At 63.7% G+C, this 12,484-nt stretch carries 13 protein-coding genes; 10 read left to right on the forward strand and 3 right to left on the reverse strand.

Going from position 1 to position 12,484, the window contains the following annotated elements; translation table 11 throughout:
• Positions 1-8: 8 nt before the first annotated feature.
• Positions 9-2,093 (reverse strand): methyl-accepting chemotaxis protein, encoded by a 2,085-nt coding sequence (locus U8330_RS16455; protein WP_323106325.1) that lies wholly within the window; start codon positions 2,091-2,093, stop codon positions 9-11.
• Between the two features lie 310 nt (positions 2,094-2,403).
• On the opposite strand from U8330_RS16455, the gene rpmH reads away from it, so the two are divergent.
• From rpmH to yihA, 4 genes are all read left to right on the forward strand, one after another.
• A complete protein-coding gene (gene rpmH, locus U8330_RS16460; RefSeq protein WP_323106326.1) occupies positions 2,404-2,541 on the forward strand; it encodes a 50S ribosomal protein L34 in 138 nt (45 codons plus the stop codon).
• 70 nt (positions 2,542-2,611) lie between these two features.
• Complete coding sequence (gene rnpA, locus U8330_RS16465; RefSeq protein ID WP_323106327.1) at positions 2,612-3,046, forward strand: ribonuclease P protein component; 435 nt, start codon at positions 2,612-2,614, stop codon at positions 3,044-3,046.
• The gene (gene yidC / locus U8330_RS16470; RefSeq protein ID WP_323107327.1) at positions 3,046-4,860 is read left to right on the forward strand and encodes a membrane protein insertase YidC; all 1,815 of its coding nucleotides are present in this window, start codon (positions 3,046-3,048) and stop codon (positions 4,858-4,860) included. The genes rnpA and yidC overlap by 1 nt, the downstream gene beginning before the upstream one ends.
• A 103-nt stretch (positions 4,861-4,963) precedes the next feature.
• The gene (gene yihA / locus U8330_RS16475) at positions 4,964-5,617 is read left to right on the forward strand and encodes a ribosome biogenesis GTP-binding protein YihA/YsxC (protein ID WP_323106328.1); all 654 of its coding nucleotides are present in this window, start codon (positions 4,964-4,966) and stop codon (positions 5,615-5,617) included.
• A 15-nt stretch (positions 5,618-5,632) separates the two neighbouring features.
• Here the strand turns inward: yihA and msrB are convergent, their stop codons facing one another.
• Both msrB and U8330_RS16485 read right to left on the reverse strand, forming a co-directional pair.
• Positions 5,633-6,133, reverse strand: a complete 501-nt coding sequence (msrB, locus tag U8330_RS16480; protein WP_323106329.1) for a peptide-methionine (R)-S-oxide reductase MsrB — start codon at positions 6,131-6,133, stop codon at positions 5,633-5,635.
• 110 nt (positions 6,134-6,243) lie between these two features.
• Positions 6,244-6,972 (reverse strand): anti-sigma factor domain-containing protein, encoded by a 729-nt coding sequence (locus tag U8330_RS16485; RefSeq protein WP_323106330.1) that lies wholly within the window; start codon positions 6,970-6,972, stop codon positions 6,244-6,246.
• 218 nt (positions 6,973-7,190) lie between these two features.
• Here U8330_RS16485 and argB point away from each other — a divergent pair, with 218 nt between their 5' ends.
• The 6 genes from argB to U8330_RS16510 all read left to right on the forward strand — a co-directional run bounded on the left by argB (position 7,191) and on the right by U8330_RS16510 (position 12,405).
• The gene (gene argB, locus U8330_RS16490) at positions 7,191-8,099 is read left to right on the forward strand and encodes an acetylglutamate kinase (RefSeq protein ID WP_323106331.1); all 909 of its coding nucleotides are present in this window, start codon (positions 7,191-7,193) and stop codon (positions 8,097-8,099) included.
• 69 nt (positions 8,100-8,168) lie between these two features.
• Positions 8,169-8,396, forward strand: coding sequence for a hypothetical protein (locus tag U8330_RS16495; protein ID WP_323106332.1), 228 nt, complete (start codon positions 8,169-8,171; stop codon positions 8,394-8,396).
• Positions 8,393-8,689 (forward strand): type II toxin-antitoxin system RelE/ParE family toxin, encoded by a 297-nt coding sequence (locus U8330_RS22435; RefSeq protein ID WP_416236871.1) that lies wholly within the window; start codon positions 8,393-8,395, stop codon positions 8,687-8,689. The genes U8330_RS16495 and U8330_RS22435 overlap by 4 nt, the downstream gene beginning before the upstream one ends.
• A gap of 48 nt (positions 8,690-8,737) precedes the next feature.
• On the forward strand, positions 8,738-9,442 hold the full coding sequence (locus U8330_RS16500) for a pyrimidine 5'-nucleotidase (RefSeq protein ID WP_323106333.1): 705 nt from the start codon (positions 8,738-8,740) through the stop codon (positions 9,440-9,442).
• 162 nt (positions 9,443-9,604) lie between these two features.
• Positions 9,605-10,114 carry an EF-hand domain-containing protein gene (locus tag U8330_RS16505; RefSeq protein ID WP_323106334.1) on the forward strand — a complete coding sequence of 170 codons (510 nt, stop codon included), beginning with the start codon at positions 9,605-9,607 and terminating at the stop codon, positions 10,112-10,114.
• A 317-nt stretch (positions 10,115-10,431) separates the two neighbouring features.
• Complete coding sequence (locus U8330_RS16510; protein ID WP_323106335.1) at positions 10,432-12,405, forward strand: M10 family metallopeptidase; 1,974 nt, start codon at positions 10,432-10,434, stop codon at positions 12,403-12,405.
• The last annotated feature ends 79 nt before the right edge of the window (positions 12,406-12,484 follow it).

Consider the following 12,484-nt stretch of genomic DNA (forward strand, 5'->3'; position numbering starts at 1 on the left):
GCTCTGCCTTAGAACTCTTCCCAATTGTCGGCCGAGGCGGCCGCGGCCGGCGCGGCGAAGGCGCGCGCGACATTGCCGACCATGGCGCGCGCGGGGGAAGCGACCGGACGCGCGGTGGCGACGGATGCGGGTGCCGGACGACGACCGGGCGCAGGCCGCGCGGCGGGCTGTGCCGCCCTTAAGACAGGGGCCATGGCCGGAGCGGATGCCCGCGGTGCGCCGCCGGCGGCCGCGACCGCGCCGAGATTGAACCGGCCGATCATCCGGGCGAGATTGTCCGCTTCGGAGGAGAGCTTGTGGGTGGCGGCATTGGCCTCTTCCACCATGGCGGCGTTCTGCTGGGTCACCTGGTCCATCTGGTTGACGGCGCTGCTGACCTCGGCAAGGCCCGTCGCCTGTTCGCGCGCGGCGGTGGCGATCGAGTGGATGTGGTCGTTGATAGCGAGGATGCGGGTCTCGATCTCGGACAGCGCGCTGCCGGTCTGCTGCACCAGCGTCACGCCGGTTGCCACCTCCGTTCCGGACTTGGCGATCAGCGCCTTGATATCCTTGGCCGCGCTGGCGGCCCGCTGGGCAAGCTCACGCACCTCCTGCGCGACGACGGCAAAGCCCTTGCCGGCCTCGCCGGCACGCGCGGCTTCGACACCGGCATTCAGTGCCAGAAGGTTGGTCTGGAAGGCGATCTCGTCGATAACGCCGATGATGCTCGAGATCTGGCTGGAGGCCTGCTCGATGCGGCCCATGGCGTCGACGGCGCTGCGCACCACCGTGCCCGACTGGGCGGCCGCTTCCTTGGCCTCCGTCACCATCACCGTCGCTTCCTGGGCCCGATCGGTAGAAGTGCGCACGGCGACGGTGATTTCGTCGAGTGCAGCGGCCGTCTGTTCCAGCGAGGCAGCCTGCTGTTCGGTGCGACGGGCAAGATCGTCGGCCGCGCTGCGCAGCTCGCCGGAATTGCCGTTGATGTCGTGGGTGGTGGCCCGCACTTCGGAAAGGGTCGTGCGGAGCGTCTTCACCGTTTCGTTGACATTGGTCTGCAGCTCGCCGAAGGCACCGCGGAACTCGCCGGTCATCGCGCCGGTCAGATCGCCGTTCGAAAGACCGGCGATGACGCGGCGGGTCTCCTCCACGCCGGCGTTCACGCCGGACAGAAGCTGGTTGACGCTTTCGGCGAAACGATTGAGCGCCGGATCGCCATAATCACGCGTAATCCGGTGCGAGAAATCGCCGGCGGCCGCGGCCTGGACCACTTCGGCAATCGAGGTTTGCAGCTCGGCGGAGCGCGCACGCAGGGCCCCCTCCTCGCTGTTCAGCCGTTCGACGGCCTGGGCATTGCGCTTGAACACCTCGACGGCGCGCGCCATTTCGCCGATTTCGTCGGCACGGGCAGCCATCGGGATCTCGGTCTCGAGTTCGCCGTCGGACAGCTTGGTCATCACGCCGGTCAGCGCGCTGATCGGGTGGCTGAGCTGGCGCACGGCGACCGTGAGCGCAACGCCGAGGCCGATTGCCAGGCCGATCAGGGCCGTGGCGGCAATCAGCAGGCTCATCTGGTGGCTGATGCCGGCCACTTCGGCACGGATCGCCTCCAGCCGTTCGCGGTCGGCCGAAACGAGCGCGTCGATCTCCCCTTGGAAGGCCTTGCGGTTGGCACGGTTCTCGTCCGTATTGCCCTGCTGGTTGGCCGCCTGCGGCGACACCTCGCGGGCAAGACGGGCGGTCTCGCTGCGGAAGGTGCGGAATTCGGCCGCGCGCTTGGCGACGGCATTGAAGCTCTCGGCTTCTTCCGCCGGCACGAGCGGACGCCAGGCTTCAAGCAGGGAATCGATCTTGGCGAGGTTGTCGACAATGCCCTTGGCGAAAGGCTCGGCTTTCTCCAGCGTTGGAGCCGCATAGGTGCCGCGCGCTTCCATGACGACGGCGGTCACCAACCTGTTCAGCCGCTCGCCATTATAGGCGCGGTCGGCTGCATTCTCATAGGCCTCGAGGCGGCTGTCATACCGCGCGACGACGGCCAGCGCCATGACCACAACCACCATCGTCACCGCCCCCATGGCACCGACGATCAGACCGATCTTTCCACGAATTTTCATTACGACTTACCCCTGCACTCCCCAGAGCCGGCGCTGTGCCGACATCTGGACCCTAGGGGCCAATATTTAAGAAACCACAGCATAAGCCGCGGCTTTGTGCGTGATAGCTTTCCGATGTCTGATTCTGACGCAGACCGGGGACGGGCGGCCATGCTTCCAAGCCGCCGCGATTGACTTTTGCGGTTTACATCTTATAAGCCGCCGCACGTCCGGGTGAGCGACAGCTCGCCGGCTTGGCCGTGCCGGACACCCACGCTCCCTTGCTGTTACAGCAAATCCAAGAAGGGCCGCACACCGCGGTATTAAATAAATGTCGAAGCGTACCTATCAACCCTCCAAGCTTGTTCGCAAGCGCCGCCACGGTTTCCGTGCGCGTATCGCCACCAAGGGCGGCCGCAAGGTCATCCAGGCTCGCCGCGCCCGCGGCCGCGCCCGTCTCTCGGCTTGAGCCGGTCTCCCGCTTCTGCGGGGTGGCGGCCTTCGCGCCGCCTGAAACCGCCAAGAGAGACTTCTGACGCATGACGTCTGGCGACCCACGAAACACTGCCGGGCGGCTGAAAAGCCGGCCGCAGTTCCTTGCCGTCCGCGAGGGCGAACGGCGGAAGGGGGCAACCTTTCTGCTGGAAGTGCTCGATCGCGGAGAGGCCGATGCCGCGCCCCGTGTCGGCTTTACCGTGACGAAGAAGCACGGCAACGCGGTGGAACGAAACCGCATGCGGCGGCGCCTGCGCGAGGCCGTGCGGCTGAAGGCTGCAACGGCGATGAAAGCCGGGCATGATTATGTCATCGTTGCCCGCCGTGATGTGCTTGGCATTCCCTTTGAGACTCTCACCGGCCAGCTGATCGCGCGGATCGAAGGCCGGCGTGGCGATGGCAGGCCGAAAGCGCCTGCGCCCGAAAGACCCGAAAACGAGGTCGGCCCCGGCCGAAAGACCGGCTCCAGGAAAGAATGATGGACAAAAACCGCAACTACTTCATCGCCATCGGCGTGTCGGTGCTCATTCTGATCGCCTGGCAGTTCCTCTACATCAATCCGAAAATGGAAGCCGAGCGGCTGGCCCAGCAGGCGCGCCAGACCGAACAGAGCCAGCAGGCCGCCAATGGCGGCCAGCAGCAGGGCACGCCCGCCGCTTCCGGCCAGGCGCCCGCCTCCGGCCAGGCGTCCGCTCCGGGCGCGGTGCCGCAGACGGCGGCAAGCCGCGACCAGGCGATCGCCCAATCGGCGCGCGTACCGATCGACACGGAAGCCCTCGCCGGCTCGATCAATCTGACCGGTGGCCGCCTCGATGACCTGAAGCTCAAGGAATATCACGAGACGGTCGATCCGAAGAGCCCGATCATCACGCTCTTCAGCCCGGCAGAAACCCAGGACGGCTACTTCACCGAACTCGGCTATATCGGCGACGCCACTACCGGCACGGTTCCCGGGCCGCAGACGGTGTGGACCGCGACCGACGGCGCGACGCTGACCAGCCAAACGCCGGTGACGCTGACCTATACGAACGAGAAGGGCCTGAACTTCACGCGCGTCATCTCGGTCGACGACCACTTCATGTTCAAGGTCGAAGATACGATCGCCAACGCCTCCGGCGCGGCCGTGTCGCTGTCGCCCTATGGCCGCGTCACCCGCTTCAACAAGCCGGCCACCCCGTCGGTCTATGTCCTGCATGAAGGCTTCATCGGCGTAATCGGCGAGCATGGCCTGCAGGAGCTTGCCTATGGCAAGGTTGAAGACGCCGCACCGCGCGAACCCGGCAAGGCGACCGGCGGCTGGCTCGGCATCACCGACAAATACTGGGCCGCTGCCATCGTGCCTCCGCAGGCCGGCGCCTACGATACCCGTTTTGCCCATTTCACCGACGGCCGTCCGCGCTATCAGGCCGACTTCCGCCAGGACGTCGTGACCGTCGATCCCGGCCAGTCCGTCAAGCGGGACACGCTGGTCTTCGCCGGTGCCAAGCAGGTACCGCTCGTCGATGGCTACGAGGCAAGCTACAACATTCCCCAATTCGACCTGCTGATCGATTGGGGCTGGTTCTACTTCATCACCAAGCCGATGTTTAAGCTGATGGATTTCTTCTTCCGCTTCTTCGGCAACTTCGGCGTGGCGATCCTGCTCACCACCATCGTCGTCAAGGCGCTCTTCTTCCCGCTGGCCAGCAAGCAATATGCCTCCATGGCCAATATGAAGAAGGTTCAGCCGAAGATGGAGGAGCTGAAGAAGAAGTTTGGCGACGACCGGATGGGCCTGCAGCAGGCGATGATGCAGCTCTACAAGGACGAGAAGATCAATCCGGTGGCCGGCTGCTGGCCGATCCTCCTGCAAATCCCGGTGTTCTTCGCGCTCTACAAGGTGATCTATGTCACCATCGAAATGCGCCACGCGCCCTTCTTCGGCTGGATCCAGGACCTCTCCGCCCCCGATCCGACCTCGCTCTTCAACCTGTTCGGCCTGCTGCCCTTCGCTGTGCCGCACGCGCTGATGATCGGCGTCTGGCCGCTGGTCATGGGTGTCACCATGTTCCTGCAGATGCGCATGAACCCGACGCCGCCGGACCCGACCCAGGCGATGCTGTTCACCTGGATGCCGGTCGTCTTCACCTTCATGCTGGCAAGCTTCCCCGCGGGTCTGGTGATCTACTGGGCGTGGAACAACACGCTGTCGATCATCCAGCAGGCCTTCATCATGAAGCGCCACGGCGCCAAGATCGAGCTCTTCGACAATTTGAAGGGCCTGTTCTCGCGAAAGCCGAAACCGGCGGAATAGACCGCTTTCGTCCCGTCGCATGTGGGACTAAGAACGATACGCGATCGCGCCCCGGGCCATGCGCCCGGGGTTTTCGTTTCAGGACCGGCTCGAGGATGACGCCATGACCGACCCCGTTTCCCCCGTCGAAAAGCCGCTCTTCGGCCACCCCTGGATCTTTATCCGCGGCGTGCCGTCGATGAAGTTCCTCCCGCCGGAAGGCCCCTTCGAGGTGGCCTTTGCCGGGCGCTCCAATGTCGGGAAATCGTCGCTGATCAATGCGCTGGTCGGACAAAAGGGCCTGGCACGCACATCCAACACGCCCGGCCGCACGCAGGAACTCAATTATTTCGTGCCCGATGGCTATTCCGGGGAAGGCACGGACCTGCCGCCGATGGCCCTGGTCGACATGCCGGGCTACGGCTATGCCCAGGCACCGAAGGCGCAGGTGGATGCCTGGACGAAGCTCGTCTTTGAGTATCTGCGCGGCCGCGCCACGCTGAAGCGCGTCTATGTGCTGATCGACAGCCGCCATGGGCTGAAGAGCAATGACGACGAGGTGCTCTCTCTCCTCGACAAGGCGGCCGTTTCCTACCAGATCGTGCTGACGAAGACCGACAAGATCAAGGCCGGCGCCGTGCCGCATCTCGTCGCCGACACGCTGGAGAAGATCCGCAAGCGCCCGGCCGCCTTCCCCGAGGTGATCGCCACCTCCTCGGAAAAGGGCGCCGGGCTCGAAGAGCTTCGCACCGCCATCCTGACCACGATCGGGCACTGAGCCTGGGCCAGGGGATCAGGCCGGCGTTTCGCCGGGCCTGAAGGTCAGGATCTCGCCATTGATGCAGTGGCGCATGCCGGTCGGCTGCGGCCCGTCATTGAAGATGTGGCCGAGATGGCCACCGCAACGGCTGCAATGGCACTCGGTGCGCACCATCCCGAAACTGCCGTCCTCGCGCGTGCCGATTGCCTTCGGCCGGGCATCCCAGAAGCTCGGCCAGCCGGTTCCGCTGTCGAACTTCTTGGACGAATCGTAGAGGGCCTGGTCGCAACCGACGCAGTGGAAGGTGCCGGCTCGCTTCTCATGATTGAGCGCGCTGGTGAACGGCCGCTCCGTGTCCTCGTGGCGCAGGATCTGGTACTGCGCGTCGCTCAACTGCGCCTTCCATTCGGCATCGCTCTTCGTCACCGGAAAACTTTCGGCAGCGGCGGGCGTCACGGGCGGAAACAGGGAGGGGAACGCGGCGGCGGCAAGGCCGGCCGACCCGGCAAGCAGAAACAGGCGACGGCTGATCATGGCAAAATCCTTCAAGGAAAGCGGCCGCAGCCGCCAAGCCCTAATCTAAGCCGCGTGGGACATGCTCAAAAGAAGCGGCTCATCACACTCGCGTGAGCGCATAGCGGATCTCAGTTCGCCGTTCCTGCCAGAACCGGGCCAGGACCGCCGATGCCATCGCGAACCGTGCCGGCCGGCTCGAGGCTCAGCGTCAAGGCTGCATCGCCGCCAAGGCGCCCACGAAGCGCGGGGGGAACGGTCAGCGAGGCGCTTGCCCGATCCAGCGTGCCGAGCGACACCGGCTCGCCGCCCTTCTGCGCCAGCCAGAGCTCCATGACGGCACCAGGTTTGGCCGAAGAGGCCGATGGCACCAGCGTCAGGGCGCCCGAGGAGGGGTCGTAGTCCGCCCTCAAGGCAAGGTCGCTGCCGGCAACCGACAGGCTCTTGCTGACCGGCGTCCCGCCGACGGAGAAGAGGCCGGACTGCGACAGGCCCATGGCCACGAGGCAGAAGCTTGCGACACCCGCAAGACCGCGCCAGAAGGCGACGGACTGCCAGAGCGAGCCGGCGCCCGGCAACGGCTTCCAGAGTGCGACATGCTCGCCGGCATCAGCGCGGGGACGCGGGCGGGCTGCCGGCGCCTCCGGCCGGCGGCTTTTGCCGCGGGTCGGCTGGGCACGCTGGTCGACCGTCATCATGTTGCTCTGCCAGTGATTGACCATGGCCGCGAAATTGCGGTCGAGCCGCATGCGCGCTTCGACCTTGCTTCGTTCCTCGGGCGAGAGCACGCCGAGCACATATTCGCCGGCAATGACCTGGTCGAGGCGGGAGTCCCCGCGTTTGGCATTGTCTGTCGTCATGATTGAAAACGCTCGCTGAGGGCGGCCGCTGGCCGGATAGATCCAGGATCATACGCATGGTTAACGCGCTTTTCCATCGTCATTTGCAACGGGTGCCGCCTTTCGCGCGCTTCTGCCGCAGCCTTGTCATCCATGCGTTATCTTTCAAGGGGATCATTCCCAGGCTGAAAAACTTGCGCTAGATACGAGCCGCATCGATCCCCCAAGGTAATCGTCCCATGTCGTCTGAGACTGCCACGCCCACTGCTTCCGAGAGCGAAATCCAGGCCCGCCTGCTGGCGCAGGCCCTGCCCTACATGCAGCGCTACGAGAACCGGACGATCGTGGTGAAATATGGCGGCCATGCCATGGGCGATTCCGAACTCGGCAAGGCGTTCGCCAGCGACATCGCGCTCCTGAAGCAGTCGGGCGTCAACCCAATCGTCGTCCATGGTGGCGGTCCGCAGATCGGCGCGATGCTGACCAAGATGGGAATCGAATCGAAGTTCGAAGGCGGGCTGCGTGTCACCGATGCCAAGACGGTCGAGATCGTCGAAATGGTGCTGGCCGGCTCGATCAACAAGGAGATCGTCGCGCTCATCAACCAGACGGGGGAATGGGCAATCGGGCTGTGCGGCAAGGACGGCAACATGGTCTTCGCCGAAAAGGCCAAGAAGACCATCATCGATCCCGACAGCAGTATCGAACGCGTGCTCGATCTCGGCTTCGTCGGCGAAGTGGTGGAGGTCGACCGTACCCTGCTCGATCTCCTCGCCCGCTCCGAGATGATCCCGGTCATCGCACCGGTTGCGCCGGGGCGCGACGGGGCGACCTACAACATCAACGCCGACACCTTTGCGGGTGCCATCGCCGGGGCGCTCAACGCCACACGCCTGCTGTTCCTGACCGACGTTCCGGGCGTGCTCGACAAGAACAAGCAGCTTATCAAGGAGCTCTCAGTTGCCGAGGCCCAGGCGCTGATCGCCGACGGCACGATCTCGGGTGGGATGATTCCGAAGGTCGAGACCTGCATCGATGCCATCAAGGCCGGCGTGCAGGGCGTGGTGATCCTGAACGGCAAGACCGCCCATTCCGTGCTGCTCGAAATCTTCACAGAACATGGTGCCGGCACGCTGATCGTGCCCTGAGCCGGCATCCTTTAGCATCTGCCGAAACAGCCTCTTCCCATTCGAAGCAAGCTGGGCCATGATAGGCTCATGACCCTGCTCCTTGACCACGTCATCGACCGCCTGCGCGCCCTGCCTGCCGAAACGCAGGATGAGATTGCGGCGAAGATCCTCGATGTGATGGATTCCTCCGAAGACCTCTACATCTTGTCGCCCGAAGAGGAACGGGACGTTCTTGCCGGGTTCGCTGAAAGCGAGGCAGGCGAGTTCGCGACGGAGCAAGAGGTTCGCGAGGCTCTGGACTCCTATAAGCGATGAAGGTGCGCTTTACGCGCCGGGCGAGACTTAGTGTCCGCCAGATCATCTCCTCCATTGCTGAAAGCTCGCCGTCCGGCGCTGAGGCTGTTTCGAAGCGGATCGAGCGTGCAGCGTATCTGCTCGAAGACTTTCATCGCGTCGGGGTTGGTACGAATCTTCCTCAAATCAGGAAGATGACCCTGAACCCCTACCCCTACCTCTTGTTCTATACCGTCGGGAAGAGCGGGGTTTCGATCCTCGAGGTTCGGCATGCTGCCAGAAGGCCTTTGACCTGGAAGGAAGAGAGGCATTAGGGAAAAGATTCCCGCTTGCATCCCTCTTCCCCCATGGCATAACGCGGCATGGCTTCCATTGACCGACTGCCGAGCGCACAGGACTTCGCCCATGTCACCGACTGGGTGTTCGATCTCGACAACACGCTTTACCCCCATCATGTCGATCTCTTTTCCCAGATCGACAAGAACATGACCGCCTTCGTGGCGGCGCTCCTGCAGATGGAGCCGGTGGAGGCGAAGGCGCTGCAGAAGCAGTACTACCGCGACCACGGCACCACGCTGCGGGGCCTGATGGAACATCATGGCATCGATCCGAGCGACTTCCTGCAGAAGGCGCATGCGATCGACTACACCGTTATTCCGGCCGATCCGGCGCTTGGCGATGCGATCAAGGCGCTGCCGGGGCGCAAGTTCATCTTTACCAATGGCACGGTCGCCCATGCCGAAATGGCCGCGCGTGCGCTCGGCATTCTCAATCATTTCGACGACATCTTCGACATCGTTGCGGCCGACTATGTCCCCAAGCCGGCCGGCGCCACCTATGACAAGTTCATGGCGCTGAACCGGGTGGATACGGCGCATGCCGCAATGTTCGAGGACCTGCCGCGCAATCTGGTCGTGCCGAAGGCGCTCGGCATGAAGACCGTGCTGCTGGTCCCACGCAATTTCGAATATGAGTTCGCTGAAGCCTGGGAGAAGGCGGGCGACGAGCAGGACCATGTCGACTTCGTGACCGAAGACCTGACCGCCTTCCTGCGCCGCCTTCTCTGAGAGCGTTCGATTACCAAAGTTTAACTGGCCTTCGCCGCCCCTCCCCCTATCCTCGTGCCTGGGACATCACCCGGCCATGCTGCTCGCAACGGGCAGCCTGGCCAAGCACTGACGCATGCGACAGGCGCCCGCAGTGGCGCGGCATGCGAGGAAAGGACCGACATGCAGACGAAACGACTTCTTCTTGGCTTTGCCGCCATGAGCCTTGCCATCACCGGCACGGTTCTGCCGAGCTTTGCCAAAAAGCCGCAGGACATGCGTGGCGAACGGATGATCCGCTGGATGGATACGGATAAGGACGGGAAGGTCTCGCTGAGAGAAGCAGAGAACCATGCCACCATGGCCTTTGCCGCGTTCGATACCAACAAGGACGGCCAGGTCTCCAGGGAGGAGATCGAGGCACGGCGCAAGGCCTTCCGGGAAGCCCGCCAGGCGCTCCGGGATGCTCGTAAGGCTGGCACCGACGTGACCGCTGCGCGCGCCGAACTGATGAAATCCCGCCCGGCCATGCTGCCTGGCGCCGGCAGCCGCGGCTTTGCCCGCGCCGACACCGACAAGAACGGATCGCTGTCGCTGGCTGAAGTGACGGCACAGGTCAGCGAACGCTTCAAGCGACGGGACCGCAACGGCGACGGTTTCCTGGAAGCCAGCGACCTCTACAGACGCAGCTGATCGTTCTGCTGCGTCCCATCCGGAGCCCGGCCGTGCCTCGCGGCCGGGCTTTCCTGTGCGCGAGACCGACCTGGTCGTGCCGGGGCTCGTTTCGGGCGAAGGCAGCATTGACCAGATCCATCCGTCGAGCATCGACGGTCAGACATGCCTTATAGTTCAAATGATGGTGCAATGGTGGTTCTCCCCCACTTTGGTTCTTGCTGCCTGCCATCTTCCGGGTGAAGATCGGGACCTATCTGACACCGAGAGGTCTGCTTGAGCACCCGCTTCCCGCTGTCGTGATCGTCTCAGTCAGCGCAGAAACAAGGAGGAGCGGCATGAGCGGTGCAGGCACGACGATTTCCGTGGTCACGGCCACAGGCGATCAAGACATTGATGGATTGCTGTCCGGTCACAAATGGGCGGATGCGACGATCTTTTATTCGTTCTCGCTGACATCCTCCGCCTACAATTACACCTCCAGCGGAAGCACCGACCTGCCAGCGCACTTCCGTGCCTTCACGGACCAGCAGAAAATCGCAGCAGCCTTCGCTCTGGACGGAAGCCAGAACACGGCGGCGGTCGGCTTCTCTTTCGAAGGTTTCACCGCCGCGAATGTTCAGGGCCAGGGCGACGTCGATTCAACGAGCGGAACGCATATCCGCTTTGCCGGCACGACCAGCAACAGCGTGCCGACCGCGCAGGTGGCGGATTTTCCGGGCAACGTCATCACGACGGATCAAAGCGACAATGGCGATATCTGGGCCGGCGCGGCCTATGATGGAACCATCTATGACCTGCGGACGCCGCAAGCGGGCAACTACGCCTGGTATGTGCAGCTCCACGAGGTCGGGCATGCGCTCGGTTTGAAGCATCCGCATGAGACAGGATGGAGCTTCGGCGGCGTGCCGCAGGACATGGACATGATGGAGTTTACCCTCATGTCCTACCGCTCCTATGAAAACGCCGATGTGAACGGTGGACTGACCAACTCCGACTGGAGCTTCGGTCAAACCTACATGATGCTCGACATCGCCGCGCTCCAGGCCATGTACGGCGCCGACTATACGACCAATGCCGGCGCCACCGTCTATCAATGGACGCCCGGATCGGGCGATACGCTGGTCAACGGAACGGTGGCCATCGATGCCGGCGGCAACCAGATCTTCATGACGGTCTGGGACGGCGGCGGCACCGACACCTATGATTTCAGCGCCTATTCCTCCGCCCTCAGCATCGACCTGCGACCGGGCAAATGGTCGACACTCGACGCAGCGCAGCTTGCCGATCTCGGCGATGGCCATACGGCGCGGGGCAGCGTCTACAACGCCCTGCAATATCAGGGAAACACCGCATCCCTGATCGAGAACGCCATCGGCGGCACCGGGAACGACACGATTGTCGGCAACAGCCTTGGCAATGTACTGAACGGCCGATCCGGGGGCGATGCCCTCAATGGCGGCCAAGGGCTGGACACCGCGTCCTACGCGAGTGCGACGTCGGCCGTTTCGGCCAGCCTGGCAAAGCCGAGTGCCAACACCGGCGATGCGGCAGGCGACAGCTATATCTCCATCGAGAACCTGCTCGGCTCGGCCTTTGCCGACACGCTGACCGGAAACGCACTCGCCAACACGCTGACCGGCGGCGGCGGCAGCGACACTCTGTCCGGTGGCGGCGGCAGCGATGGCCTCATCGGCGGTGGCGGCCTCGACACGGCGTCCTATGCCGGTGCGGCGGCAGGGCTATCGGTGAGCCTCGCCAAACCCAGCGGAAACACGGGCGAGGCGGCGGGAGACAGCTATAGCTCGATCGAGAACCTTCTGGGTTCCGCGTTCAACGATCGACTGGCCGGCAATGATGGTGGCAATCAGATCGGCGGCGGTGCCGGAGACGACGTCCTGTTCGGTGGCCGAGGTGACGACCGTCTCTGCGGCAGTACGGGCAAGGACACGCTCGATGGCGGCTTGGGCATCGACACACTGACGGGTGGCAGCGGCGCCGACATCTTTCTCTTCGATGACGGAGAGACCGGACTGAAGCAGAGCACGGCTGACACCATCTTCGACTTTTCGGTGCGCCAAAAGGACCGGATCGACATCAGCGACATCGACGCCAACACACGGTCAAAAGGCAACCAGTCCTTCGACTTCATCGGCTCGGACAAGTTCACCAAGCAGGCAGGCGAATTGCGTTTCGTGCAGTCGACCTCGGACACCTATATCAGCGGCGATGTGAACGGTGACGGCAAGACGGATTTCATGATCCACCTCACCACGACGCTTGCCTTGAAGTCCGGTTACTTCCTGCTTTGACTGACGCGAGCCCGCTCCGCTGCGAACGGCGGAGCGGCGAACGCGACAGCAGAAGCAGTCCGACCGCGCCGCCAAACAG

This window comes from Rhizobium sp. CC-YZS058 (assembly GCF_034720595.1).
Lineage (GTDB): Bacteria > Pseudomonadota > Alphaproteobacteria > Rhizobiales > Rhizobiaceae > Ferranicluibacter.